Source organism: Rhodanobacter ginsenosidimutans, from assembly GCF_042655685.1.
Classification (GTDB): Bacteria; Pseudomonadota; Gammaproteobacteria; order Xanthomonadales; family Rhodanobacteraceae; genus Rhodanobacter; species Rhodanobacter ginsenosidimutans.
Map to the genome: position 1 here is coordinate 66,883 of NZ_JBHSMM010000004.1, position 25,755 is coordinate 92,637.

At 66.3% G+C, this 25,755-nt stretch carries 17 protein-coding genes and 1 tRNA gene; 9 read left to right on the top strand and 9 right to left on the bottom strand.

Annotation, left to right across the window (positions count from 1 at the left end; all coding sequences use genetic code 11):
• Positions 1-26: 26 nt before the first annotated feature.
• From ACFPK0_RS13960 to ACFPK0_RS13970, 3 genes are read left to right on the top strand one after another with little or no spacing between them, the layout of a single operon-like run.
• Complete coding sequence (locus tag ACFPK0_RS13960) at positions 27-4,733, top strand: PAS domain S-box protein (RefSeq protein WP_377341594.1); 4,707 nt, start codon at positions 27-29, stop codon at positions 4,731-4,733.
• Positions 4,730-5,188: a response regulator gene (locus tag ACFPK0_RS13965; RefSeq protein WP_056084539.1), complete on the top strand. Its 459-nt coding sequence runs from the start codon at positions 4,730-4,732 to the stop codon at positions 5,186-5,188. The genes ACFPK0_RS13960 and ACFPK0_RS13965 overlap by 4 nt, the downstream gene beginning before the upstream one ends.
• On the top strand, positions 5,185-7,626 hold the full coding sequence (locus ACFPK0_RS13970) for an EAL domain-containing protein (RefSeq protein WP_377341597.1): 2,442 nt from the start codon (positions 5,185-5,187) through the stop codon (positions 7,624-7,626). Before ACFPK0_RS13965 ends, ACFPK0_RS13970 begins: the two co-directional genes overlap by 4 nt.
• Positions 7,627-7,699: 73 nt before the next feature.
• Here the strand turns inward: ACFPK0_RS13970 and ACFPK0_RS13975 are convergent.
• Both ACFPK0_RS13975 and ACFPK0_RS13980 read right to left on the bottom strand, forming a co-directional pair.
• A tRNA-Arg gene (locus ACFPK0_RS13975) sits at positions 7,700-7,776 on the bottom strand.
• 222 nt (positions 7,777-7,998) lie between these two features.
• Complete coding sequence (locus ACFPK0_RS13980; protein WP_377341599.1) at positions 7,999-9,495, bottom strand: OmpP1/FadL family transporter; 1,497 nt, start codon at positions 9,493-9,495, stop codon at positions 7,999-8,001.
• A gap of 253 nt (positions 9,496-9,748) precedes the next feature.
• On the opposite strand from ACFPK0_RS13980, the gene ACFPK0_RS13985 reads away from it, so the two are divergent.
• Both ACFPK0_RS13985 and ACFPK0_RS13990 read left to right on the top strand, forming a co-directional pair.
• Positions 9,749-10,042, top strand: a complete 294-nt coding sequence (locus ACFPK0_RS13985; protein WP_040670630.1) for a YcgL domain-containing protein — start codon at positions 9,749-9,751, stop codon at positions 10,040-10,042.
• An 88-nt stretch (positions 10,043-10,130) separates the two neighbouring features.
• Positions 10,131-13,595: an ankyrin repeat domain-containing protein gene (locus ACFPK0_RS13990; RefSeq protein ID WP_377341601.1), complete on the top strand. Its 3,465-nt coding sequence runs from the start codon at positions 10,131-10,133 to the stop codon at positions 13,593-13,595.
• 124 nt (positions 13,596-13,719) lie between these two features.
• On the opposite strand, the gene ACFPK0_RS13995 is transcribed toward ACFPK0_RS13990, so the two are convergent.
• Positions 13,720-15,543 (bottom strand): monovalent cation:proton antiporter-2 (CPA2) family protein, encoded by a 1,824-nt coding sequence (locus ACFPK0_RS13995; RefSeq protein WP_377341603.1) that lies wholly within the window; start codon positions 15,541-15,543, stop codon positions 13,720-13,722.
• A 103-nt stretch (positions 15,544-15,646) separates the two neighbouring features.
• Here ACFPK0_RS13995 and ACFPK0_RS14000 point away from each other — a divergent pair, with 103 nt between their 5' ends.
• Positions 15,647-16,438 (top strand): glutaminyl-peptide cyclotransferase, encoded by a 792-nt coding sequence (locus tag ACFPK0_RS14000; protein ID WP_377341605.1) that lies wholly within the window; start codon positions 15,647-15,649, stop codon positions 16,436-16,438.
• A 276-nt stretch (positions 16,439-16,714) separates the two neighbouring features.
• Here the strand turns inward: ACFPK0_RS14000 and hemB are convergent, their stop codons facing one another.
• Positions 16,715-17,707, bottom strand: a complete 993-nt coding sequence (gene hemB / locus ACFPK0_RS14005; protein WP_377341607.1) for a porphobilinogen synthase — start codon at positions 17,705-17,707, stop codon at positions 16,715-16,717.
• Between the two features lie 178 nt (positions 17,708-17,885).
• Here hemB and glk point away from each other — a divergent pair, with 178 nt between their 5' ends.
• The 3 genes from glk to ACFPK0_RS14020 all read left to right on the top strand — a co-directional run bounded on the left by glk (position 17,886) and on the right by ACFPK0_RS14020 (position 20,206).
• The gene (gene glk, locus ACFPK0_RS14010) at positions 17,886-18,911 is read left to right on the top strand and encodes a glucokinase (RefSeq protein WP_377341609.1); all 1,026 of its coding nucleotides are present in this window, start codon (positions 17,886-17,888) and stop codon (positions 18,909-18,911) included.
• A 179-nt stretch (positions 18,912-19,090) separates the two neighbouring features.
• A complete protein-coding gene (locus ACFPK0_RS14015; protein ID WP_056084503.1) occupies positions 19,091-19,774 on the top strand; it encodes an HAD family hydrolase in 684 nt (227 codons plus the stop codon).
• Positions 19,775-19,870: 96 nt separating this feature from the next.
• Positions 19,871-20,206: a hypothetical protein gene (locus ACFPK0_RS14020; protein WP_377341611.1), complete on the top strand. Its 336-nt coding sequence runs from the start codon at positions 19,871-19,873 to the stop codon at positions 20,204-20,206.
• A 15-nt stretch (positions 20,207-20,221) separates the two neighbouring features.
• Here the strand turns inward: ACFPK0_RS14020 and ACFPK0_RS14025 are convergent, their stop codons facing one another.
• The 5 genes from ACFPK0_RS14025 to ACFPK0_RS14045 all read right to left on the bottom strand — a co-directional run bounded on the left by ACFPK0_RS14025 (position 20,222) and on the right by ACFPK0_RS14045 (position 25,662).
• Positions 20,222-21,454, bottom strand: coding sequence for an ABC transporter permease (locus tag ACFPK0_RS14025; protein WP_377341613.1), 1,233 nt, complete (start codon positions 21,452-21,454; stop codon positions 20,222-20,224).
• Positions 21,451-22,656: an efflux RND transporter periplasmic adaptor subunit gene (locus tag ACFPK0_RS14030; RefSeq protein ID WP_377341615.1), complete on the bottom strand. Its 1,206-nt coding sequence runs from the start codon at positions 22,654-22,656 to the stop codon at positions 21,451-21,453. Before ACFPK0_RS14030 ends, ACFPK0_RS14025 begins: the two co-directional genes overlap by 4 nt.
• A gap of 7 nt (positions 22,657-22,663) precedes the next feature.
• Positions 22,664-24,550, bottom strand: coding sequence for an HlyD family secretion protein (locus tag ACFPK0_RS14035; protein ID WP_377341617.1), 1,887 nt, complete (start codon positions 24,548-24,550; stop codon positions 22,664-22,666).
• Positions 24,534-25,238, bottom strand: a complete 705-nt coding sequence (locus tag ACFPK0_RS14040; protein ID WP_377341619.1) for an ABC transporter ATP-binding protein — start codon at positions 25,236-25,238, stop codon at positions 24,534-24,536. Before ACFPK0_RS14040 ends, ACFPK0_RS14035 begins: the two co-directional genes overlap by 17 nt.
• Before the next feature lie 91 nt (positions 25,239-25,329).
• Positions 25,330-25,662, bottom strand: coding sequence for a DUF6289 family protein (locus ACFPK0_RS14045; RefSeq protein WP_377341621.1), 333 nt, complete (start codon positions 25,660-25,662; stop codon positions 25,330-25,332).
• Positions 25,663-25,755: the final 93 nt, after the last annotated feature.

The following is a 25,755-nucleotide window of genomic DNA, read 5'->3' on the forward strand; positions in this document are numbered from 1 at the left end:
CATGATGGAGTCATCAGGGGGATGACATGGCTGACGCCAGGCGGCATTTGCGGTTTCCGGTGACCGGCGCACTGCTGGTGCCCGCGCTCGCGCTGCTGGACGCCTGCGGCGCGACGCTCGCCGGATCCTTTTCGATGGAACGCGTGGCGCTGGATGCGTTGCTGGCCGTGCTGGCCTTGTCGGCCTGGTCGACGGCGCGCGGGCAGAGGCGTGGCGGGCTGGTGGTCGCCCTGTGTGCCACGGCGTGGGCGGCGCTGCTGATCAGGGCCGGGCATGTGCCCGAAGCCAGGCTGCCGCTCTGGTACATCACGCTGCTGGTCGTGCCGGCCGCCATCTGTGCCACCGTCACCACATCCGCCGCCGTGCGCGCAGCGGCACGCGGTATTGCCATGGTCGCCGTGTTTGCGGGACTGGCCTACCTGCTGCGGGCGTGGAGCGAACCACACACGGCCATGAGCCTGTTGCTCAGCGCGCTGCAGACGCTGGCGCTCAGTTGCACCGGGTGGCTGTTCGCTTCGTTGCTGGAGGAACCCGCGCGGCCTGCGGCCATCGCGCCGGCCGCGTTGTCGGGCATGGGCTGGATGGGTTTGCTGGGCTGGATGGTGCAGGCCACCGCGCTGGTGCAGGGCGGAACGTTCCTGGTGCCGATGGCGTTCAACACGGCGCTGGCCTTCGTGCTGCTGGGCCATGCCCTGTGGCTGCTGGGCAGTGGGCGCACGTTGGCGGCGTGGTACCTGGGCCTGCTGTGCATCCCGCTGGCGGTGTCGCCCTTGCTGGCGGAGTACCTCGACCGGGTCGACGTCGTCGGTGAACTGCTGTGGGGGCAGCAGGCGATCCAGGCCGAGAACGCCATCCCCGGCCGACTGGCACCCAACACCGCGTTGTCGTTGCTGCTGGCCATCGGCGGGTTGACGTGCGCGCTGTTCGCCCGGCGAAACCCTGCCTGGTGGAGCGCCACCTGGGCCTGCGGCCTGCTGATTTCGCTGGCCGGCGTACTGACGCTGGTGGGCTACATCTTCGCGCTGCCGGGCATGCGTACGCTCGGCCCGCATACGCCAATGTCGCTACCGGTGGCGCTGGGCATGTTGCTGCTGGGTATCGGGCTGGCCGCCAGCAATCCGCGCCCGCCATCGCAACACCACTACCGCACCGTGGTTTTCCCGGCGGTCATCTGCCTGCTGACGGTGGCGTCGTCGCTGCTGTTGTGGCGGTCGCTGGAACAACAGCAAAGCCGGCTGGAATGGGATGCGCTCCAAAGCCGCCGCGACAACGTCGCCAACCTGCTGCACGAAGGCATGAGTTCGCGGATGGAGGCCTTCGAACGGCTGGCGTCGCGCCTGGCCGGCATGCCTGCCCCCATGCGCGAGCAGCTTTTTGCGCGGGATGCCACGAACTATCTCCGCGACATGATGGGCCTGCGCGCGATGGGCTACGCCGACGCCGGCCACGTGATGCGACAGACGCTGGTACGGCCATCCACATCCTCCGCTCGATCCGACGGCCAGCTGTTTGCGCCCGCGCGCATCTTCGACCAGGTCGACGCCGGCGAAGGCGCCGTGCTCAGCGCGCCGCTGACGCTGCTCAACGGCAGGCAGGGCCAGTTGATCGTGGTGCCGGTGCGCGCCGACAACGCGACACAGGGCTACGTCGTGGGGGCGTTCCAGTTCGATCGGCTGTTTCCGAGCCTGCTGGACGCCATGCCCGGGTTGCACGGCCTGCTGATCACCCAGCATGGCCAGACGCTGTACACGCAGGGTGACCACGGCGCGGCGCAGGCTCCCGCCAGCATGGATCTGCAGCTGTACGGCCAGTGGTTGAGCGTGAGCGTCTACCCCGGCACGGGCGGCGAGCACGGCCGCATACCGCAGCTGGTGTTGCTGCTGGGCTTTGCCCTTGGCGGCCTGCTGGCGGTTGCCTTGCGGCTGTCGGCACTGGCGCGCGAACGCACGCAACGGGCGGAGGCCGACAGTGCACGGCTGAGCGAACAGGGCCGCGAACTGGAGCGCGCGCTGGAGGCGTCGCGATTGATGATGGACAGCGCGCCGGACGTGATCTGCGTGCTGGATCGCGAGGGCCGTTTCCTGCAACTCAGCGCCGCGGCGCAGCGGCGCTGGGGGTTCGCGCCGGAGTCGCTGCTGGGCAAGCCGCTCACGGAGGTCGTGCATCCGGATGATCGCGAGAACACCGCCGCGGCCGCCGCCCAAGTACAGCAAGGCGTACCCAACCCCAACTTCCGCAACCGCATCGTGAGCCACAACGGGCAGGTGCTGTACATGCAGTGGTCGGCCGTGTGGTCGGAGCAATCGCACTGCATGTACGTGGTCGGCCGCGACCACACCGAGCTCCATCGCGCGGAGGATCTGGAGCAGCGCCAGCGGCAGATCCTCACCGCCATCGCTCGCGGCCATGCATTGCCGCAGGTGCTGGAATCAATCGTGGCCGCGTACGAAACGGCGCACCACGACGCGACCTGCTCGATCCTGCTGTTGCGCGACGGCCGCTTGCACCACGGTGCCGCGCCCGGGCTGCCGGCTGGTTTCCGCCACGGCATCGACGGCTCCCCGATCGGTCCGGCGGCCGGCTCCTGCGGCACCGCGGCGTGGCGCGGCGAGCGCGTGGTGGTGACCGACATTGCCACCGATCCGCTGTGGCGCGATTACGCCGCGTTGGCCCTGGCGCACGACCTGCGCGCGTGCTGGTCGACGCCGGTACTGGCCCGCGATGGTTCCGTGCTGGGCACGTTCGCGGTGTACTACAACGCACCGCACGATCCGTCCGCCGCGGAGATGAGCGGCATCGACACGCTGGCGGCGTTGACCGGCGTGGCGATCGAGCACGCCGACGCGTTCACCCGGCTGAGCGAGAGCGAGCAGCGTTTCCGCTCGCTGTTCGAGCATCACCCCGACGGCGTGCTGGCGCTGGACCTGGATGGCAGGGTGATACGCCGCAACCCGGCGGCCAATGCCTTGCTGGGGCTGGACCGGCCGCAACGGCTGGCCTTCGTGCACAGTTTTGCGTCAGTGGACGGCGCGCGCGTGCAAGCGGCGCTGGACAACGCCACGCGCGGCGAATCCGCACGCCTGGACGTGGCCGCGCTGGACGCGAACGAGCAGCGCTTCGCGGCACATCTGGTCAACATCCCGATCATCGTGCAGGGCGAACCGCGCGGCGTCTTCGCCGTGTTGCAAGACCACCGCGAACTGCGCCACGCGCAACAGGCGCAGGCCAGCCAGCTGGCGCTGATCTACGCGATCGCCGAAAGCGTGGGTGAAGGCCTGGTGGCGGTCGATGCCGATGGCCAGCCGACCTTCCTCAACCGCACCGCGTCGCGCACGCTGAAGCTGTCGGCCGAACGGTTGCCGACCGGCGACGAACTCCCCGACAACATGCGCGACACGCTGCAGAAAATACTCGGCGGCGTGGCCCATGCCTCCGACGATGACGCCGCGTTCAAGCTGACCGACGGCAGCGTGCTGGACGTGGCCTACCTCGCCACCCCGCTGATCATCCGCAACCAGCTGGCCGGTGCGGTGATGGCGTTCCGCGACATCGGCGGGGTCAAGGCAGCCCGGCGCGTGCTGCAGCAGCGCAACCAGTTCTTCGAGATGTCGCAGGAGGTGTTCTGCATCGCCGATCCGCTCAGCGGCATGTTCCTGCAGGCCAACCCGGCCTACGCCCGACTGCTGGGCCTGGACGAAGCGGACATGCTGGCCATTCCCTTCATCGACCTGCTGCATCCGCTGGACAAGGCGCCCACGCAACTGGCGATCCAGCGCCAGCTTGATGGCGTGGAATCGATCAACGGCCTGCTGACCCGGATGCGCTGCGCCGACGGCAGCTACCGCTGGCTGGAGTGGGTGTCGATCAGCGCGGCCGATGGCCTGCTCTACGGTGCCGCGCGCGACGTGACGGCGCGTCAGCAGGCGGACATGGCGCTCGCACGGGCGATGGACGACTTGCGCATCCGTAACCGCGAGCTGCAGGATTTCGCCTATGTCGCCTCGCATGACCTGCAGGAGCCGCTGCGCAAGATCCAGTCGTTCTCCGACCGCCTGCTGTCGCGGCTGTCGGCCACGTTGGACGAGTCATCCAGCGATTACCTGCAACGCATGGGCCACGCCGCCCACCGGATGCAGGCGCTGATCGACGACCTGCTGGCCTACTCCCGCGTGGCCACGCGCAACGTGGCGGTCAGCGCCGTCGACCTTTCGACCACCCTCAGCGCCGTCATGGACGACCTGGAAACGCGCATCGCCGAGGCGCAGGCGGTGATCGAGGTGGGCACGTTGCCGGTGATCCAGGCCGACCCGACCCAGATGCGCCAGCTGCTGCAGAACCTGCTGGCCAATGCGCTGAAATTCCGCGCCGCCGACCGCCCCTGCCACATCAACATCACCGCCACCCGGATCGAAAATGCCGACGCCCCGGGCGCCGCGCGCTGGGAATTGCGCATAACCGACAACGGCATCGGCTTCGAGAGCAGTTACGCCGAGCGCATCTTTGCCCCGTTCCAGCGCCTGCACCCGCGCAACGTCTATGAAGGCACCGGCATCGGCCTGGCCATCGTGCGGCGTATCGTGGAGCGCCACGGCGGCTCGGTACGCGCCGAGGCGCAGGCTGGACAGGGGGCCAGCTTCATCGTCATGCTGCCCGGGTCGGCCAGCACGCCAGAACCGGCCGATCCGCAGGATGCCTCCTCTATCGACGGAAAGTTTCTGGGAGTGGATTCATGAGTCAAGCCCGTGCCGCGCTGTCCATCCTCATGGCCGAGGACGATGCCGACGACCGCGTGCTGATGCGCGACGCGTTTCGCGACAGCGGTGTCGAGGTGGAACTGGAATTCGTACCCGACGGCGTGGAGCTGATGGCGCGCCTGAATGCGCTGATCGACGCACCCGACGGCGAACTCCCCGACCTGCTGCTGCTTGATCTCAACATGCCGCGCATGGATGGCCGCGAGGCCTTGCATGCGATACGCGAACACGACGGGCTGAAACACCTGCCGGTGATCATCCTCACCACGTCGCGCGCCCGGCTCGACATCCTGGCCAGCTACCAGCTTGGTGCCAATTCGTTCGTGACCAAGCCGAGCCGCTTCGAGGAGCTGATCGCGGTGCTGCGTTCGCTGGAACGCTACTGGACCGACATCGTGCAGCTCCCCACCGAGAAACAGGGGAGCGGCGAATGAATGCGGCGCCGCTGCGGGTTCTCGTGGTCGATGACGATGAGGACGATTTCGTCCTCATCCGCGACCTGCTCAACGATGCCCCCGGCAGCCACTACGCGTTCGACTGGTGCGCCACGCCGCAACAGGGCCTGGAGGAATTGCGCAAGGGCGCGCACGACGTCTACCTGGTGGACTACCTGCTGGGGCCGTCCAGCGGGCTGGACCTGATCGAAGCGGTAAGCCGCGAAGGCCTGTCGCGCGCCTTCATCGTGCTGACCGGGCGCGGCAACCACGCGGTGGACGTGGCCGCGATGGAGGCCGGCGCCAGCGACTACCTGGTGAAGGGAACGATCGATGCCGAGCGGCTGGACCGCAGCATCCGCTACGCCGTCGATCGCATGCATTTCATGGAGGCGCTGCGCGACAGCGAGGCGCAGCACCGGCTGCTGTTCGAGCAGAGCCCGGTGCCGCTGCTGGTGTTCGATCGCAACACCCACGCCATCCTCAACGCGAACGCCGCCGCGCACGTGCAATACGGCTGGTCGCCCCTGCACCTGTTCGGGCAGAACATCGACTCCGTATTGGCCCCGGAGGAGCGCGCCCGCTTCCTGGCCGACCTGGAGAGCGGCGAGCTGTTTTCCGCCACCGCACAACCCTGGGACATCCAGCACAGCGATGGCCGGCAGTTGCAGGTCGAGGGCCTGTTTCATCCATTGACCTACCACCGCGTCAACGCGGTGCTGGCGCACCTGCAGGACATCACCGAGCGCCGCCGCGTCGAGGCGCAGTTGCGGCTGCTTGAACGCGCCATCCAGTCCACCGGCAACGGCGTGGTGATTGCCGACGCGCGCGAGCCGGGCGCACCGGTGACCTTCATCAACCACGCATTCGAACACATCACCGGCTACAACGCCGCGGAAGTGATCGGCCAGAGCTGTCGCCAACTGGGTTTCGAGGACAGCAGCGAAAGCGAGCGCGCGATAGTCCGCCGGGCGCTGGCCGAACAACGCGACTGCAACACGGTGCTGCGCGACCAGCGCAAGGACGGCACGCCATTCTGGAATCAGCTTTATTTCGCACCGGTGCGCGAACCCGGCGGCGAAACCTCGCATTACATCGGCATCCTCAGCGACATTACCGAGCATCGCGACACCGAGGCGCGGCTGGCCTACGCGGCCACCCACGACGTGGCCACCGGCCTGGCCCGCTTTCCGGTCATCGAGACGATGCTGCAGGAGCACGCCGAGCAGCGGGCGGACGAACCCTTCAGCCTGGTGTTCGCCGACATCGATCGCTTCCACGCCGTCAACGAGGCGATGGGCTACGAAGTGGGCGACCGGGTCATCGCGGAGCTGGCGCAGCGCCTGAGCGCCCATGTCGGAACGCGCGGCCGCGTGGCCCGCTTTACCGGCAACGAGTTCGTGGTCGCCCTGCCCTACATCGACCGCGAGGAGGCGACGGTGCTGGCCGAGCAACTGCGCCGCGCGGTGGCCGAGCCGGTGACGCTGGGCGATGGCGAGGTGCGGGTCACCATCAGCGTGGGCGTGGCCACGTATCCCGGCCGCGTGCACGACATCAATGACCTGCTGCGCCGCGCCGAAGCCTCCATGTCGCGCGCGAAGCAACTGGGGCGCGATCTGGTCTGCGAATACTCGACCGACGACATGCGCCGCATGGAAGACCGCCGCATGCTGGGCATCCGCCTGCGCCATGCGATGCAGCATGACGAGCTGCATCTGGTGTACCAGCCGGAAATCCGCAGCAGCGATCGCGCCGTGATCGGTTTCGAGGCGCTGTTGCGCTGGAACAGCCCCGAGATGGGCCTGGTGATGCCCGAACGTTTCATTCCGGTGGCCGAAGGCCTGGGCCTGATGCCCGAGCTTGGCGGCTGGGTGCTCAATCACGCCTGCGCCCAGTCGCGCGCGTGGATGGATGCCGGCCTGGGCGATTTCTTCGTGGCGGTGAACGTGTCGGCGCAGCAGATCCAGCGCGGCAACTTCGCCGAGCAGGTGGCCGAGACGCTGCGCCGCCATGGCTTGCCGGCCGACCGGCTGGAACTGGAGTTGACCGAAAGCGCCCTGCTGGAAAACGTCGACCGCGCACTGCACTCGATGCAGCAGCTGTCCGCACTGGGCGTGCATCTTTCCTTCGACGATTTCGGCACCGGCTATTCCAGCCTGTCCTACCTGCGCCAGTTCCATGTCGACAAGCTGAAGATCGACAAGTCCTTCGTCTGCGACATCCCGCGGGACGCCAGCAGCGTCGCCATCGCCCATACCGTGGTGGCAATCGGCCATCAATTGCGCATGACGGTGATCGCTGAAGGCGTCGAAACCGCCGAGCAGGCGCAGCTCCTGATCGACATGGGTTGCGATGCGTTGCAGGGTTACCTGTTCAGCCGCCCCATGAAAGGGCCGGCCGTTGCCGAGTGGCTGGCGGATTATCAGCTCGAGGCGTGAGCGGCGCCGGCTGGCGCAGGTAACGGCGCAAGGTCATCGGCATGGCCGATCGCGCAAGCGGAAAGAGTCAAGGTGGTGCGCCCGGCGGGATTCGAACCCACGACCACCGCCTTCGGAGGGCGGTACTCTATCCAGCTGAGCTACGGACGCATGCATTGATGGCCGGCCGTTCCATGCAAGGCGCATGGCGGCGGACGCGCAGTATAGCCGAGTTGTCTACGTGCGCACATTGGACGCGCGCCATGCACGGATAGCGTACGAGGACGCCTGGCGGCGGCCTCATGACGCCACATCGCGAGCGCGACCCATGAAACGAAAAGCCTCCCCGTTCGCACGGGGAGGCTTGGGTCGTGACTCGGGTTTGTCGGGGAATCAGAACTTGTACGTGGCCGACACGCCGAGCAGGTTGCCGTAGTCCTCGAAATTGCCCGCCAGCCGGTTGCCGGTGGAATCGATGGTATCGACGTGCGCGTTGTTGACGAAGATGTGCGCGTACGAGGCGTTGATCTCGAAGTTGTCGCTGGCCTGGTAGCTCAGGCCCACCGTGGCCAGCTTGCGGGTGGAGTCAGGCACGCGCGCGCTGCGGGTGGCCAGATACGTCGGCGTGCTGTCGACGGCAACGCCGGCGCGCACGGTCAGCTTGTCGTTGACGTTGTAGTCGCCGCCCACGGACGCATACCAGGTGTTGCGCCAGTTGTAGTGCTCGGTCGTCGACGGCTGGCTGTTGCCGTAGTTCACGGTCAGATCCTGGAACGCGCTCCACTTGGTCCAGGCCAGGTCGATGCCGAGGCCGAAGCGTTCGGCCTGATGCCAGTAGCTGGCGCTGGCCACGGCCGGGGTGGTGAAGTCCGCGGTGCCGGTGGTGTGCTGGAACGGCGGGATGGAGGCGGCCAGCTGCGGGTTGGCGAGCAGTGCGTCGTAGCCGGCGGTGGTGGTGAAGTTGCCGGTGCCTTCCAGGGTGTGGCTGATCTTGGAGCGGTAGTTCAGCGCCAGCTTGTCGTTGGGGCTGAGCTTCCAGTAGCCGCCCAACTGCCAGCCGTAGGCCCAGTCGTCGCCCTTGATGCGGGCGAAGCCGTCACCACCGACCGGCGTGGCGGCCGCTACACCCGCGGCGGCAGCCTGGGCTTCCTGCATGGCAGCCTGAATCATCGCCTGGGCGGCCTGCGGCGAAAGCTGGCCGGCGGCAGCGGCGGCCTGGATTTTCGCCACGCCAGCGGCGGCATTCGCGCCGATGCCCTGCTGGATGCTCAGGCCCACCGCGTTGTAGTTGATGGCGCTGGTCAACTCGGCCGAGGTCTTCTGCGCGATCACGCTGGCGCCGAGGCTGAAGTTGTCGGTGACATCGAACGAGGCGGACAAGGTGGCGTCCAGCGACTGGAACTTGGATTTGACCGCACCGTAGCGGCCCTTCCAGTTGCGGTCATATTCGGTCTGGAAGCCGAACGGCACGGAGAAGCCGAAGCCCAGATGCATGCGATCGCTGACCTGGGTGGCGAAGAACAATGCCGGCACCGGCAACGTGGTGCCGCCATCGCCGCCGTTGCCGCCATCGATCGGGAGTTTATTGGCGTCGGTCGCCGTGCCGCTGAACTTGGTGCTGAAGTTGATGGCGGTGACGTCGGCCTGCAGATAGGTGCCCTTGAGGTCGCTCATCGCGGCGGGGTTGTTGACCACCACCGACACGTCGCCGCCAGCGGTAGCCGAGCCGGCATAGGCGCGGCCCATGGCCTTGGCGCTGTTTTCCTTCAACTGGAAGGCGCTGGCATCGGCGTTGGAGGGCGCAACCAAAGCACCCACGATGGCCAGGCTCAACGCGGCGAGCGTGAGCGGCCGGGCGGTGCCGGAAAGGATACGGAATGAAGTTTGCATCGCTTGCTCCTGCTTTTGTTCGTACGGGGCCCGGTTCGGGGTGGTAGTTCTGTATAAATTAATACAATCGTTTGAACGACCTTTGGGCACTTTGCCCACTCTGCCAAGCAGTTGCAAGTGTGGCAGCAGCAATGTCCACGGCCCGCAAACACGGTTTCCGGAGCAAACGGGGCGGGGCCTGTCGCAGACGGCCAGGCTGGCAGGTTCAGGTGGTACCGTGGAGAATCGCCGCACCCCCTTCCGGATGCCCGCCATGCCCTGTTTTGTCTACGCCAGCCTGCGCAAACACGACAGCTACGTGTGGCTGGCCGAGCGCGATGCGTTCGACGTATTGCCCGAATCGCTGATGCTGTTGCTGGGCGAATTGCGCTTCGTGATGGAGGTGCAACTGGACGAGCAGCGCAAGCTGCCGAACGAGGACACCTTGCAGGTACTCGATCACCTGCGCACCCAGGGCTGGCATCTGCAGGTGCCGCCGCAGGAAACCCTGGCCGCCGCCAACCACCCGGCCTACCGGCGTGAACTCCACGGCGACCGCGACGATTGAAGATCACCGGATACAGGGCCGGCAGCGCACGCGCACGCGTTAACGCTGGGTTATCGTCTGGATTCGTCACGGTTTCTATACTGTCGACATGACCCTGCCCAAATCGCGACGCCGCCCGCCCCTCCCGCATGCCCTTGCCTGGTTCATTCCGGGGCTGCTCGCCGTCGCCGCCGCCGGCCTGGCCACCCACCCGCTGACGCTGATTCCTCTGCTGCTGGCCAACGCGCTGACGATGGCCGCCATCTGCCATGCCATCGGCTTCGACCCGGAACCCCGCTTCGTACGGACGGTGTTGCGCCGGGGCGCGGCGCACCTGGTGATGTTCACCGGCTACACCGCACTGGTGTTCGTGCTGGTGGCGTGGCCGATGCTGCAACTGAACCTGTCACACGGGCTGAGCGCCGCGCTGGCGCTGGCGGCCACCTGCGTGATTGCGCTGGCGGTGCTGTGGCGGCTGTGGCCGGCGTTCGGGCTGGTGTTCGTATGGGATGACGCCTACCCGCAACAAAGCGACGGCTCATGGATTTTCACCGCCACCTTGCGCAGCCTGGCGTTCGGTCGCCACCTGTCCAGCGAGGAGCGTTTTTTCAGCCACTTCCTGCCGGCGGCCTTTTCGCTGCTGGTGATGGCGTTCGTGGCCATCGCGCTCACCGGGCTGTACGGCGTGCTGCCCTCGGAGCTGCGCATCGCCGCACTGGCCGTCTATGGCGTGGTGGTACTGCCGCTTGGCTGCCTGGTGGTAGCCAACCGCACCTTGCGTGCCCTGCTTTGCACGCGCAGCGGCAAGGGTCGCAAACGGCCTCTGCTGGCGGACGATGTGGAGAATCCACCGCGCCCGGCACCGGTGCCGTTGAACGAACAGGAGCGCATCGCCGGCACGCCCGAGCAGGCCCAGGCCTTGCTGGCGGCGACCCGCGACGGCGACATCGAGCGGGCGCTGGCGCTGATCGAGGCCGGTGCCGATCCGGATACCGCGCCCGATCCCGCCGATCGCGACCAGCGCCCCGTGCTCATGCTGGCGGCGCTACTGCCGGACACCCGCCTGCTGCGCGCGCTGATCACCCGCGGCGCCGACGTCAATCGCGCCTCCGGCGGGCTGACGCCGCTGCTGGCCGCCACCCGCGACAGCCGCCACGGCCGGCCCGAGGCGGTACTCACGCTGTTGGCCAATGGCGCCAGCCCGACCGTCACCGACGCCGAAGGCAACACCCCGCTGCATGGCGCCGCGTTGAGTGCCGAACCCGGTGTCGCGGCGATGCTGCTGGATGCCGCCGCGCCGATCAACGCGCTGAACAAGGCCGGCATCAGCCCGCTGGCCGGCGCCTGCCGCGCCGCCAACTGGCCGCTGGCCAAATTCCTGCTGGAACACGGCGCCAAACCCGCCCCCGCCGATGGCGAACCGGCACTGGTCGCCGCGGCGGGCATCGCCGACGACGACGTGGCTGGGGTGAAGCTGCTGCTCAAGCATCGCGCGGCGGTCAACGCGGTCGATGCCCGCCATCGCAGCGCGCTGCAGGCCGCCGCCGCGGAAGGCCACGAACAGATCGCCCGCGCCCTGCGCGCTGCCGGTGCCGACGTCAACCTGGTCGACCAGCACGGCAGCACGGCGCTGATGGAAGCCGCCCGCGCCGGCGCCTGTGGCGTGGTGCAACTGCTGGCCGAGGCGCAACCGGACGCGCGCCAGCGCGACGAACACGGGCGCGACGCGCTGACCCTGGCCTGCCAGTCGCCGCACGCCCACGCCGAAACCGTCCGTGCGCTGCTGGCGCTCGGCGCCGAACCCAAACTCCCCGGCAGCGACGGCCGCAGCGCGCTCGACCATGCCACCGCCGCCGGCCGCTGGGATCTGGTGGCGCTGCTGGACCCGGAAACGCCGCTGCCGGCCAACCTCAGCCACGACACCCTGGCCGAGGGTTCCGACACACCGGCGCATCTGCTCGATGCGCTGCGCTTCGGCCATTGGGCCGTGGTTTCCGGCTTCGCCGAGCGCGTGCGCCAATGGCCGCCCGCCGAGCTGGCGCAGCTGTATCTGCAACTGGCCACCCCCGGCCTGCGCCATGCGCGGTGCTGGCTGCTGGATCACGGCCTCGACGCCGAAGCGCGCCTGCCCACGCAGCAACTGGACGACGCCGAAACCGATGCCGGCGATCCGACCGAAACCGCTTTTTCACCGCTGGGGTGGCGGCTGTTCGACGCCCTGCTGCAGCGGCTTCCGGGTTCGGCCGAGGCGGTCGGGGAATTGCTGCAGGCCGGCGCAAGCCCGGCCGGCGCCGGGCTGCTGGCGCAGGCCCTGGTGCGGTTGCACGGCAGCACCGACTTCAACGCGCTGCCGCTGGACATGCTGGAGCGCGGCGCCGACCCGTTCGGCCCCGATGCGCGCGAACGTTCGCCGCTGCATCTCGCCGTGGTCAACGCGCAAACCGACGTACTGCAAGCATTGCTGGCGCGCGGTTGCGATCCGAACACCCGCGACCGCGAAGGCCGCACGCCGCTGTTCGCCGCACTCGAGCACGGCCCGCAAGCCCTGCCGCTGGTGCGCCTGCTGATCGCCCACGGCGGCAATCCCGAGGCCGCCGACGCCAATGGCGAAACCCCGCTGGGCCTGGCGCTGGAAGACCCTGCCATCGAGCGCTGGCTGAACTGGGCCGACTGGCGCCTGCCGCGACGCCCGCTGCGCGCCGGCGACCTGCCGCTGGCCGCAGCCGCCGGCGCCACCGCCGCGGTGCAGCGGCTGCTGGAACTCGGCTTCGCCGTAGACACGCCCGACCCGCACGGCGCCACCGCGCTGCTGCACGCCTGCGGCGCCGGCCATCGCGACATCGCCAACCACCTGCTCGATGCCGGTGCCGATGCCACGCTGGCCGCGAGCAATGGCGTAACGCCGCTGGGCGCCGCCGTGGCGGCGCGCCGCGAAGTCCTGGTCAATCTGCTGCTGCAACGCGACGTCGCCGTCGACCAGCGCCTGCCCAACGAAGCGACCGCGTTGATGGTGGCCGCCGCGATGGGTTATCCGGAGATCGTCGAAATGCTGCTGGAGGCGGGCGCCGAACTCGGCGCCGTCGATGCGCGCGGACGTGGCGCCTTACATGCGGCAGCGCAGTTCGGTTTCGAGCACAACGACAGCCTGCGGGCACGGCGCCTGTTCGACGTGCTGCTCAAGCACGGCGCCGACATCAACCGCGCCGACAACGAAGGCATGACGCCGCTGCTGTTGTTGCTGGGCGCGCAGTTGCGGCCGGGCAGCGAATGCGACGCCACCCACATCGGCGCACTGGTGCCGGTGCTGCTGGAAGCCGGCGCGCGCGCCGGGCATGCCGACCAGCGCGGCGTCACCGCCCTGCACGCCTGTGCCATGCACGCCCTGCTGCCGCCGGCCCGCGTACTGCTGTCACGCGGCGCCGATCGCAACGCCGCCGACGCGTTCGGCCGCACCGCCGCCGACGTAGCGCGGCAACTGGGTTACATCGACATCGCCCACGAACTGGCCGCCCGCGCCAGCGCCATCCCCAGCGTGCGACAGACCCTGCGCCAGCCGGCGCAACCCGCCGACTGAGCACCGTCTTCCCTTCTCCCGCTGCGCGGGAGAAGGTGCCGCAGGCGGATGAGGGCGCTCTTGCCTTTATGCTGCAAGCAGAGTGTTTGGACGGCTAAACGCTGCCGTTGATTGACTCCTTCCCTCAGGACTCCTCGGGCCGCACCGTGCCTTTCTCGCGCTCCCGTTCCGCCCCCGGCTCCGCATCCGCCTCGAACAGCTTCTGCAGGTCGACCAGCGCATCGCGGGTGCTTTGTATCAGCTTGGTTTCGTCGTCGTAGACCAGCGCCTGCTTTTTCAGCAGATCCTCGTCGTAGCGTCGAAACCGCTCCACCCGGTCGACCGCGAATTCATGCGTCAGGCCCAGCGCCTCCAGCGTCTTGAGGGTCATCTTGAGGCTGGAGTGGAAGGTTTCGCGGATGGGCTCGTCCACCCCCATGTCCATCAGCCGGAACACGTGCTGGCGATTGCGCGCGCGGGCGATGATCTTCAGGTGCGGATACTGTCGCTTCACCAGCCGCGCCGTGCGCAGGTTCGCCTCCGGGTCATCGGTGGCCAGCACGAATACCTCGGCCTTTTCCGCCTGCGCCGCGCGCAACAACTCCGGCCGCGCGGGGTCGCCGAAAAACAGGTTGATGGTGCCGAAGCGGCGCGAGACATCGACCTGCTCGGCCGAATGCTCCAGCGCCACGAACGGAATGCCCTGCGCGCGCAGCACGCGGGCGATGATCTGGCCCATGCGACCGAAGCCGGCGATGATCACCCGCGGCGTATCGGTATCGATCGCGTCGAACTCGCGCGAAGGCTTTTTCGGCCCACGCTGCAGGCCCCGCGACGCCAGCACCACCAATAGCGGCGTCAGCGCCATGGTCAGCGTGATCGTCAGCACCAAGGCATCACGCTGGGCCACGGCGATCAGGTGCTTCTCCGCCGCCAGGCGCAGCACCACGAACGCAAATTCGCCGCCGCAGGCCAGCAGCACCACCAGGCGCAGCGTGTCCGAGCGGTTGAGCCCGCCCAGCAAACGACCCAGCGGCCACAGCAGCAGGCCCTTCAGCACCAGCAACGCCGCGACCAGGCCGAAAATCAGCCCGGGCCGTTTCAGCAGCAGCGACAAGTCCATCGACATGCCCACGCTGATGAAGAACAGCCCCAGCAGCAGGCCTTTGAACGGCTCGATGTTGGATTCCATCTCGTGCCGGTATTCCGAATCCGCCAGCAGCATGCCGGCCAGGAACGCGCCCAGCGTGGCCGACAACCCCGCCAGCTCCATCAGAAAGGCCACGCCCATCACCACCAGCAAGGCGGTGGCGGTAAACACCTCCACCGAATCGGCGCGCGCCACGAAACGGAATACCAGCCGCAACAGGTAGCGACCACCCACGCCCACTGCCACGATCACCGCCACCGTGCGCGCGATCGCCAGCAGGTCGAAACTCTGCGCCGTCGACGAGGCCAGCAACGGCACCGCGGCGATCAACGGGATAGCGGCCAGATCCTGAAACAGCAGGATCGAGAAAACCTGGCGCCCGTAGGCAGAGCCGGCCTCCTTGCGCTCGGCCAGGATCTGCAGGCCGAACGCGGTGGAGGACAGCGCCAGGCTGCCGCCCACGATCACCGCCGCCTTGCCGGTAAGGCCGAACAGGTAATACGCCACCGCGCCGATCGCCATGCTGGTGGCCACCACCTGCAGCAAGCCGGTGCCGAACACCGAGCGGCGCATCACCCACAGCCGCTGCGGCGACAACTCCAGGCCGATAACGAACAGCATCAGCACCACGCCAAACTCGGAGATCGTGGCCACGCCCTCGGTATCGCTGACCAGCCCCAGCAACGGCGGCCCGATCACCACGCCGGCCAGCAGATAGCCCAGCACCGAGCCCAGCCGGAACCGCTTGGTCAACGGCACGGCAATGACCGTGGCCAGCAGAAAGACCACCGCCGTCTGCAAAAATTGGTGACTTTCCACGCGTATCCCGGCTTCGTCGCAAGCCTCGATTATTCCATGCGCCGCCCCGGCCGGGGTGACCCGTCACTGACACAGCGGCGCACGGCTCCGGCATCATGGCGCCATGAAACGACTCGCCATGGTTATCGCCTTGCTTGGCACTTCCCTCGTCGGCGCGACGGCGGCTGCCGGCAACGTGCCGGTTTACGGTTACACCGTGACGCACGCGTGGCCGCACGACACCCACGCCTACACCGAGGGCCTGTTCTATCTGGACGGCTATTTGTACGAAGGCACCGGCAACGTGGGGCAATCCTTCGTGCGCAAGGTGGACCTGCAAAGCGGCAAGGTGCTGCAGCAGCAGGCCACGCCGGGGCCGGGGTTTTTCGGCGAAGGCATCGTCGCCTGGAAGGACCGCCTGATCGAACTCACCTGGCGCGGCCAGCAAGGCTTCGTCTTCGATCTGGCCACGCTAAAACCATTGGCGCGCTTCAGCTACCCCGGCGAAGGCTGGGGACTGACCAGCGACGGCACGCACCTGCTGATGAGCGACGGCACCCCCACCCTGCGTTTGCTCGATCCGGAAACCCTGCAGCAGGTCGGCAGCATCGACGTCACCGCCGACGGCGATCCGCTGCCCAACCTCAACGAACTGGAATGGGTGAACGGCCAGATCTACGCCAACGTGTGGCTGACCCAGCGCATCGCCCGCATCGACCCGTCCAGCGGCAAGGTGGTCGGCTGGATCGACCTGAGCGGATTGGCACCGCGACCCGAAGACACACCCGACCCCGCCAACGACGTGCTCAACGGCATCGCCTACGACGCCACGCATGACCGGCTGTTCGTCACCGGCAAACGCTGGCCGCATGTGTACGAGATTCGCTTGACCGGGCCGCGCGGCGGCGCGCCTTAGCGCCGCACCATGCTCGCAATGCGATGGCTCAAGTCGAAGTATTCGAACCCTGACCTTCCGCATGTAGTGCGCCGCGGAAAGTCCCCCTCACCCCAACCGTTTCGATTTTGTTTTCGAAAGCGATGGAAATCCAGAAAAACATCGGAAGCGAATCCTGGCTTCTGATCCGCACCGATCATGGCTGGAAAATCTCGGCCATCGTGTATTCCATGAACTTCCCTGAGAAATAAAACTGAAGCGCTCCCGCTCGCGATCCATTGTGCCAGTGGGCGGAGTTCACTCCCCGCGCAACCACCTCGCCGCGTCGATCGCGTAGTACGTCAGAATCGCATCCGCCCCCGCCCGTTTCATCGCCGTCAGCGACTCCAGCACCACCGCCTTTTCATCCAGCCAGCCGTTCTGCGAGGCCGCTTTCAACATCGCGTATTCGCCGCTGACCTGGTAGACGAACGTGGGCACCCCAAAAGCGTCCTTCACCCGGCGCAGCACATCCAGATAAGGCATGCCCGGCTTCACCATCACTGCGTCGGCACCTTCGCTGATATCCAGTTCCACCTCGCGCAGCGCCTCGTCGCTGTTGCCTACGTCCATCTGGTAGGTGTGTTTGTTGCCCTTGCCCAGGTTGGCCGACGAACCCACCGCGTCGCGGAACGGCCCGTAGAACGCGGAGGCGTATTTCGCCGAATAGGCCAGGATGCGGGTGTGGATGTGGCAGGCTTCCTCCAGCGCGTCGCGGATGGTGCCGATGCGGCCGTCCATCATGTCCGAGGGCGCCACGAAATCCATGCCGGCTTCGGCCTGCGCCAGCGCCATTTTCACCAGCGCCTCGACGGTGGGCTCGTTCATCACGTAGCCGTCCGCATCGATCAGGCCGTCCTGGCCATGCGTGGTGTACGGATCGAGCGCCACGTCGCCGATCAGGCCCAGATCGGGGTAGGCAGCTTTCAGCGCACGGGTCGCGCGCTGCATCAGGCCATCCGGGTTCCACGCCTCGGCGGCGTCCTCGCTTTTCACCGCGGCGCCCGGCGACGGGAACAATGCCAGCGCGGGGATGCCCAACCGCACGCATTCGCCGGCCAGTTTCAGCAATTCGTCGATCGACAGCCGCTCCACGCCCGGCATCGAGGGCACGGCTTCGCGCTGGCCTTTGCCGTTGATCACGAACGCCACCATGATCAGGTCGCTGGGCAGCAAGGTGTGCTCGCGCATCAAGGCGCGGGAGAAGGGGTCACGACGCATGCGGCGCATGCGGACGGCGGGGAAATTCATGGGTGTGGGCTCGCGAAATCGATAACCGCCATTTTAGCGCCAGGGCGCAAAACGGCGCCCCTGAAACGGCGACTGGAAGGCCTTCAAGGCCCATTCCACCACGTATGGTTGGGTAAAACACTGGACGAACAGCCGCCGCAACGTGCACGCTAGGGGTTTTCCCGTCGCCAGGAAGATCATGAGTCAGCCCAGCCGTACCCCGACCTTGCTCGCCGATCTCGGTGGTACCAACGTGCGTTTCGCACTGGCGGACACCGATCTGACCGCGCCGCTGCTGACCGACAGCATCCGCCGCTACCGGGTAAAGGATTTCGACACCCTGGCCGAGGCGATCCGGCAGTATTTCGCCGACACCGGCTTCAGCGCGAAGCACGCGATCATCGCCGCCGCCGGGCGCATCGCCGACGGCGAGACGGTGCAGATCACCAACAACCCCTGGGCGGTTTCGGCGCAGTTGCTGCGCGACAAGCTGGACATGAACTCGGTGCGGCTGGTGAACGACTTCGCCGCCCAGAGCATGGCCGTGACCCTGCTGACCCCGAAAGACCTGGTGACCGTGGGTGCGCCGCCACTGCCCCGGCTGGGCAGTCATGCCTCGCAGACCTTCGTGGTGATGGGGCCGGGTACCGGTCTAGGCGTGGGCGGGTTGCTGCTGCGCGAAGGCAATTGCAGCGTGCTGGAAAGCGAGGGCGGCCACGCTGGCTTCGCGGCGCACACTGCCGAAGACGTGGAGATCCTGCACCGGCTCAACCAGCGCTTCGGTCGCGTCTCCAACGAACGCATGATCTGCGGCAACGGCCTGGTCAACCTCTACCTTGCACTGGCCGACATCGCCGGTCAGCCGGTCGAGGAACTGACGCCGGAAAACATCACCGCCCGCGCCGTCTCCGGCGAAGACCCGCTGTGCGTGCGCACGGTGGAGACGCTGGCCGGCATTTTCGGCAGCGTGGCCGGCGACCTGGTACTGACCATGGGCGGCTGGGACGGCGTCTACCTCACCGGCGGCGTACTTCCGAGCCTGCTGCCGTGGCTGCAGCATGGCGGCTTCCGCGAGCGCTTCGAGGCCAAGGGCCGCTTCCGCGACACCATGGAGCAGGTGCCCACGGTGGCGATCACCCATTCGGAACCGGGCCTGCTGGGCGCCGCCGCGCTGGCGATGCAGGAAACCGGGCACGCCTTGTGGGCTTCTCCCGGGCAAAATTGACAGCGCTATCAGGACCACGCCGGATGCGCTGAAACCACGCTGATGGCGAGCCTGAGGCCGGCATCGACCCGCGACCATCGGCCCGTCTGGACGGCCAATCGCGATCGCACGCGCCTTGTTGTCGCCGCGCTCATCGCCTGACCGTCATACTGGCGTCGACTACTTACTGGAGAACCCCGATGCCACGCAGCGACACTGCTTTCCTGTTCGATCTCGACGGCACGCTGGTCGACAGCGTCTACCAGCACGTGCTGGCCTGGAAGGAAGCGCTGGAGCGCGAAGGCGTGGAGCTGGCGGTGTGGCGCATCCACCGCAAGATCGGCATGAGCGGCGGCCTGTTCGCCAATATCCTGCTGCGCGAAACCGGGCTGGAAATCACCGAAGAGCGCCTCGCGCGACTGCGTAAGTGGCACGCCGAGGCCTACAACCGCCAACACGCGGCCAGCGCCATACGCCCGCTGCCCGGCGCGCGCGAACTGCTGGATTACCTCACCGCGCAGGACATCCCCTGGGCCATCGCCACCAGCGGGCGCATGGCGACCGCCGCGGCCAACCTGGAGGCGCTGGGCGTCGACCCGGCCAAGGTGCATGTGGTGACCCGCGACCAGGTGCGCCACGCCAAGCCGGACCCGGACCTGTTCCTGACCGCGGCGCGCCGCCTGGGCGTGGACATCCACCAGTCGCTGGTGATCGGCGACAGCGTGTGGGACATGCTGGCGGCCCAGCGCGCGCATTCGCTGGGCGTGGGCGTGCTGTCCGGCGGCTACGGCCGCGGCGAGCTGCAGGAATCGGGCGCCTTCCGCGTGTACGACGACCCGGCCGACCTGCTGCTGCACATCGACGAGGTTGCGGCGCGCAACTGAACACCGCAACCGGCAACGGCTTGCTGATGAAAAATTAATCCTCTGCGCAGGCCGCCCGGTTAGGCTTCGAAGCCGCCCTCCGCCACAGGAATGACCATGCGCCGATTCGTCGCCTGTATTCCCCTGCTGCTCTTGCTGACGGCGTGCTCGCCCACGCCGCCGGCCGACGCGCCCACCGCCGCACAGCAAACCCAGCCAGCCAACACCCCACCGGCGAATGCCGCGCTGGGCTCGCCCGGCTGGTACGCGTGGGTCGACCGCACACTGGCCATCAGCGACAACGGCCACGGCCCCGATCACGGCTCCGCCGAATGGAACCAGGCCGTGCAGCACAAGCTGGGGCAGGAAGCGCCGCAATCGGAGCCCGGGTCGCCGCAGTGGCAGCAGTCGGTGGATGCGTTGCTGCGCACGCGTGTGTCAACAATGCGCTGAACGGGCGATCCGCCGCTATTCGTCGCGGATTGCCGCGATCGGGTCGAGCGCCGCTGCCTGTCGTGCGGGGTAGATGCTGAAGGCCAACCCGATAAGCATGCACACCAGTACCGAGGCGATCACCCCTACCGGCGCCCACGCCACCTCCCAGCCGGCAAACGCGGCAATCGCATAGGCCAACAGCGCGCCGAACAATAATCCGATCAACGCGCCGGAGGCACAAAGCACCAACGCCTCGCGCAGGAAGCGTTGCACGATGTCCTGTCGGCGCGCACCGATCGCGCGCAGCAGGCCGATCTCACGGCGTCGCTCCAGCACGTTGGCTAACATGATGTTCATGATACCGATGCCGCCAACCAGCAGGCTGACACCAGCGATCGAGCCCATCACCACCCTGAAGATGCGCTGGGTCTTCTGGTTCTGCTGGTACAGCTGTTGCGGCACGATCAGCCGGTAGTCGCTGGCACCGGCATGACGCTGGCCCAGTAGTTCGGTGAGCACACGCGCACCAGCAGCGAGACCTTCGGGATTCTTGAGGCGCAGCAGGAAACGATCGATCTCGTCTTCCATCGGTTGGAAGCGAAAACGCGCCCGCGCGCTGGACAGCGGTACGAACACCCGGTTGCTGTCGGCACCCAGCGACACGCCCTCAAACTTGTCCTGGCTCAGGTCGCGGTCGGCCAGTACACCGACCACGCGCAGCCACACCTGGTTGACCTTGAGCAACCGGCCCAGCGGCTTGCCGTCGGGAAACAGGTCATGCGCCACTTGATGACCGAGCACGGCGACCGCGGTGAGCTTGTCGTCGTCTTCGACAGTGAGCGCGCGGCCTTCGGCCACACGCAGCGAGGCGAGTTGGAAATAATCCGGGCTAATCCCGCTGATCTCTGCGTCGGCATGTCCAGTGTCGCTGAACACACCCCAGCGCGTGACCCGCTTTTCAGCGGCGTAATGCTCGGCCGAGGGCACCACGTCGAGCGCGGCGCGCGCATCGGCGACGGTAAGGCCCATGCTGCGCGCGCGGGCTTCCTTCAGCGCATCACCGTCCTGACTCTTGGCCTCGACGATCAGATTGTGCAAGCCGAGGCTGTCGACCAGCTTCAACGCTTCGCGCCGGCTGCCTTCGCCGACGCCCTGCATCGCCACGATCGCGCCGACGCCGAAGATCATGCCGAGCAGGGTCAGCATGGTGCGCAGCTTGCGCCGCGAGAGTTCCTCGATCGCTTCACGCCACAGTGTGGGAATCATTGTGACTCCTCGGCATCCGTGTCGCCCAGCAACACGCGATCGCCCGGCCGCAATCCCTCCAGCACCTGCGTGCGGGTAGCTCCGCGCACGCCGAGCTTCAGCGTGCGGCGGATCACCTTGCCATCTTCCAGCACCTTTACGCTGGGCTTGCCGTCGGCACCGCCCAGCGCCACGTTTGGCACGCTGTAGCCCTTCGCCACTTGCAACAGGATGATCTTGCCGACGAAACGCTGGCCGGGAAGCCAGCCGTACTTGCGCGCCACCTCGGCCGGCACGGACATTTTCATCATCAGGTACTTGACCGGGTTTACGCGGCTGCGCTGCTGCGCCGTCGAGGCGACCCAGTTGATGGTGGATTTCACGGTCTGCGCCGGCATACCCCAGCGATGCAGTTCCACCTTGTCACCGACCTTGATGCCCTGCGCCTCGATCTGCGGCACGGTGAGCCGCACTTCGAGCACGTCCAGATCAGGCAGGTTGGCGAAAGCGTTGCCCGCGTACAGGCTGCTGCCCACATGCGGCACTTGGTTGGTCCAGTCCTTTTCCAGTACCAATATACCGGCGTGCGGCGCGCGCAGTTCCAACGCATCCAGATCGGCCTTCTTCTGTTTTGCCACTGTGTCGAAACTGCTGCGCTGCGCATCCAGCACGGCCAGCTCGGCAACGCCGCGCGCGGTAGACTGGTCCTCTCGCCAGTGCAGGATGCGCTGGCGCACGTCGAGGTAATGCACGTCCTGCACCGCGTCGAGGATGTCGTTGCGTGCGATCGCATCCAGCGTGGCGTTGGCGTAACGTTCGGCGATCACGTACTGCGCGATCACCTGGGTGAGGTCCACATCAAGCTGGCCGTTTTTATCGTCCAGTTCGGCCTGCTTGGCGGCACGCGCCAGCAAGTTGCGCTCGAGGTCGATGCGCGCTTGTGCCAGATCCTGCTTGCTTTGTTCGGCCGAGAATCGGGCCACCAGGTCGCCCTTGGCCACCATGCTGCCATCGGGCAGCATCCAGTTCAGCTGGCGCGATGTCCACTGCGCGCCGGGTACTAACAACGGTGTCGGCTTGGTCGATTGCAGATCGCCCTCGCCCAGCACGCTGAATTCCAGCGGCATCGCCTGCGCCTGCTCCAATACGGTGTGATCGGTATCTGGGGGTTTGCAGCCCCCCAGTAACGGCAGCAAAAGAAGCCATGCGCATGCGCGCTTCATGGGGCGCTCACTTCGCCACTGGAATGCGTACTTGCACCGACTGGCCGGGCTTGAGGTTGAACCGGCCCGGATCCAGCTTCACGACCAGATCGACAACCGGCACCGCCGCGACCCGCGACTTGCTGTGCACCGTGCCGCCAACCTCCGCGATGCTGCCGCCCAAGCTACGGTCACCGCCGCCGGCCAGTATCACGCTCACGCGTTGGCCCTGGCGCACATGGGTAAGGTCTCGCTCGGGCAGTGCGGCGCGCACGGCCAACGTCGACAATTCTGGCATCTGCGCCACCGACTGGCCACGCCATACCTGCGAGCCAACATCGGTCTTGCCGCCACGCCAGTCATTCTGATGCAACACGATGCCGTCGCGCGGCGCCCTGACTGTGAGCGTGGCGAACGACTCATTCAGTTGTTTCACGTCACCTTCGAGCTGTACCACTTCCTCGTCTGCCATGCGCTGTTCGGCCACACGTTCCAGCGTCGCCACATGCTGGCGGTGTGCGATAAGAGATAGGCGCTGTTCGGCCTTGCGCCGCGCTACCACCAACTTCTGGTAATCCACTCGTGCGATGTAGTCCATAGGTTGGTCGGCCTTACGCCGTGCTTTTTCCATCTCGGCCTGCGCCTGTGCGGTGGCTAGTTCGGCCTCGCGCGCACGATCCGCTAGATCCAATCGAAGTTGCTCCCGCTTGCGTACTTTCTCGGCCAGCTCGCCCTGTTTTGCGGTAAGGTTCTTGAGCACCTCGGCGCCTTCAAACACCACCAGCATGTCGCCCTTCTTCACCATATCGCCATCGCCAGCCATCTGGGCCACCGTCATCTGCCACATCCCGTCCACCACGGGCGGCGAGATCGCAAGGCTCCGTTGCGCGTAGATCTCGCCATCCATCTCCAGCGTTTCGGCGCTGACGACCGCGGGGGAGGCGGCAGGAGCGTCGACATCGTCGACGTCGCTATCCGCCCGCACGCTCATGCCCTGGCGCAATGGCAGATCGAACTTGTCCGGCAGTGCGATCTCTACCTCGTAATAGCGTCCGTTACCCCACTCGCTCTTGCTGGTGGAGGCCCCGCTAATTGCCTCGATGCTGCCGCGCACACTGCTGCCTGGCAGCGCATCAAAATGCAGTTGCAACGGTTGGCCGATTCGCAAGCCAACGCGGTCGGGTTCCAGCACCCAGCCGCGCACGGTATATCTATCGCCATCGCCCACCACTTCGCCGACTTCAGTGCCGGGATAGCTGAGGGAACCTTCCTCGTAACGGCCCACGGAACCGAACAGGTTGTCGACGCCGTGCGTCACCGTGCCGTCGCGCGTCGCATGCACCACCGCGCCAGTCACTTGGCCTTGATAGAAGTCCAGCGACAAACGCAGCTTACGCAACTCCAATTCGCTGTCCTCGCGACGCCGTGCGACCGCCTCGACGGCTTGCGTAACCTGCAGCTTCTTCAGCGCCAAAACGCTATCAGTACGTTGCATCTCGCCCTGGTAGCGATCGTAATCGAGCGCGGAGATCAGCGACTTGGGAATCACCGCATCAATCGCGGCGGTATCACGGTCGGCTTGTGCATCGGCCAACGCCAACTCGGCATCGGCCTGCTTGAGTTCGAGTTCGGCAACCTCCTTGGCGTTATTGACAGTCACCTGCTCAAGTTGCGTCTGTAAGGTGCGCAACTGGGTTTCAGCCGGGCCAGCGTCGATGCGCAGCAGATCGTCGCCCTTCTTTACCCGGGCGCCGTCATCGACGTAGTAGCGCAACACCACCGGCGAACTCATCGACGACGGTGTGAGAATCTCCTGCGCGCCGGTAACCTGCACCTCGCCGCTGAACACCGTGGCCGACACGGGCAGCGGCAGCAGCGCCAGTGACCACACCAGCGAGTCAAACCGCAGAATCATGCTCGATCTTCCCATCACGCAAACTAATCTGCCGTTGCGCCCGTGCGGCCACGTCGGCGTCGTGAGTGACTATCACTACAGTCTGGCCCGACGCATGCACTTCGGTGAACAGGGCCAGCACGTCGGCGGCACTTTTCGAATCGAGGTTGCCGGTGGGTTCGTCGGCCAACAACAGGGCTGGTTTCATTAATAGCGCTCGGGCGATCGCCACGCGCTGCATCTGGCCGCCGGAAAGCTGGTCGGGTCGGTGCGACAGATGCCGCTGCAAGCCCATGCGTTGGAGCAGCGCGTGGGCACGCTGCTCCAACCCTTCATCTGGCCCACGCAAAAAACGTCGCGGCAGCAAAGCGTTTTCCAGCACGCTCAGCCGCGGCAGCAGATGAAACGACTGGAACACGAAACCAATACGCCGATTGCGAAAATCGCTAGCACTTTCGTCGTCGAAGGTGGATACGTCGACGTTATCCAACAAATATCTTCCGCTATCGGGACGATCAAGGCAGCCGAGTATGTTCAACAACGTTGATTTGCCCGAGCCCGACGAGCCCACGATCGCCATGAACTGGCCTTGCGGCAGCTCGAAGCTAACGTCATCCAGTGCGACAAGAGCTTGTCCACCAACCGAGTAGTTACGTTTTACAGCATCGAGGCGCACCATAACCATGGCGCCAACGGACGAACTATTCATTCGTTGGCACCATATCCCCCACAGGCTTAACCGCAGAAAATGGCCCCGAAGTTACGGGAAAACCATTTGGATTTGCCATAACGAACCAAAACTAATGGCAGCCATATACCGGGTCTAACGTGGTGCAATCAATGGGCCAATCAAAACCGGGATCACCGGGATCCGGACCATCGGGACCGCCGCTAACACATTCCTTCCCCTGCTCAATCTTGTAAGGAGTGACTTTTCCCCAATTATTCACCCTACCATCGCAGTAATAATGTCTCACACCGACCACAGCGGCATGTGACGCGTTATTGTAGTAAATGTTATAGGTTTCGAAATAGCTAGTTGGGGGACGACTAAATGCCGAACTGCTGATCGTCAATCCACCGATCCCAGCGAGGGCCGTCGCGCATGCCAACAATCTAAAACTAGATTTCATTTTATCCTCCGTTGATAATAATCAAACCATAACTAGAACTAATGAACCCCAGTAACTGCGCCTCGGGCGCATTTCGACACTAGCAGTCAGATT

Excerpts from the sequence above, each read along its gene's own strand:
- ACFPK0_RS13960 (WP_377341594.1), top strand. The coding sequence starts at position 27 with ATGGCTGACGCCAGGCGGCATTTGCGGTTTCCGGTGACCGGCGCACTG.
- ACFPK0_RS13965 (WP_056084539.1), top strand. The coding sequence starts at position 4,730 with ATGAGTCAAGCCCGTGCCGCGCTGTCCATCCTCATGGCCGAGGACGAT.
- ACFPK0_RS13970 (WP_377341597.1), top strand. The coding sequence starts at position 5,185 with ATGAATGCGGCGCCGCTGCGGGTTCTCGTGGTCGATGACGATGAGGAC.
- ACFPK0_RS13980 (WP_377341599.1), bottom strand. The coding sequence starts at position 9,495 with ATGCAAACTTCATTCCGTATCCTTTCCGGCACCGCCCGGCCGCTCACG.
- ACFPK0_RS13985 (WP_040670630.1), top strand. The coding sequence starts at position 9,749 with ATGCCCTGTTTTGTCTACGCCAGCCTGCGCAAACACGACAGCTACGTG.
- ACFPK0_RS13990 (WP_377341601.1), top strand. The coding sequence starts at position 10,131 with ATGACCCTGCCCAAATCGCGACGCCGCCCGCCCCTCCCGCATGCCCTT.
- ACFPK0_RS14000 (WP_377341605.1), top strand. The coding sequence starts at position 15,647 with ATGAAACGACTCGCCATGGTTATCGCCTTGCTTGGCACTTCCCTCGTC.
- hemB (WP_377341607.1), bottom strand. The coding sequence starts at position 17,707 with ATGAATTTCCCCGCCGTCCGCATGCGCCGCATGCGTCGTGACCCCTTC.
- glk (WP_377341609.1), top strand. The coding sequence starts at position 17,886 with ATGAGTCAGCCCAGCCGTACCCCGACCTTGCTCGCCGATCTCGGTGGT.
- ACFPK0_RS14015 (WP_056084503.1), top strand. The coding sequence starts at position 19,091 with ATGCCACGCAGCGACACTGCTTTCCTGTTCGATCTCGACGGCACGCTG.
- ACFPK0_RS14020 (WP_377341611.1), top strand. The coding sequence starts at position 19,871 with ATGCGCCGATTCGTCGCCTGTATTCCCCTGCTGCTCTTGCTGACGGCG.
- ACFPK0_RS14025 (WP_377341613.1), bottom strand. The coding sequence starts at position 21,454 with ATGATTCCCACACTGTGGCGTGAAGCGATCGAGGAACTCTCGCGGCGC.
- ACFPK0_RS14030 (WP_377341615.1), bottom strand. The coding sequence starts at position 22,656 with ATGAAGCGCGCATGCGCATGGCTTCTTTTGCTGCCGTTACTGGGGGGC.
- ACFPK0_RS14035 (WP_377341617.1), bottom strand. The coding sequence starts at position 24,550 with ATGATTCTGCGGTTTGACTCGCTGGTGTGGTCACTGGCGCTGCTGCCG.
- ACFPK0_RS14040 (WP_377341619.1), bottom strand. The coding sequence starts at position 25,238 with ATGAATAGTTCGTCCGTTGGCGCCATGGTTATGGTGCGCCTCGATGCT.
- ACFPK0_RS14045 (WP_377341621.1), bottom strand. The coding sequence starts at position 25,662 with ATGAAATCTAGTTTTAGATTGTTGGCATGCGCGACGGCCCTCGCTGGG.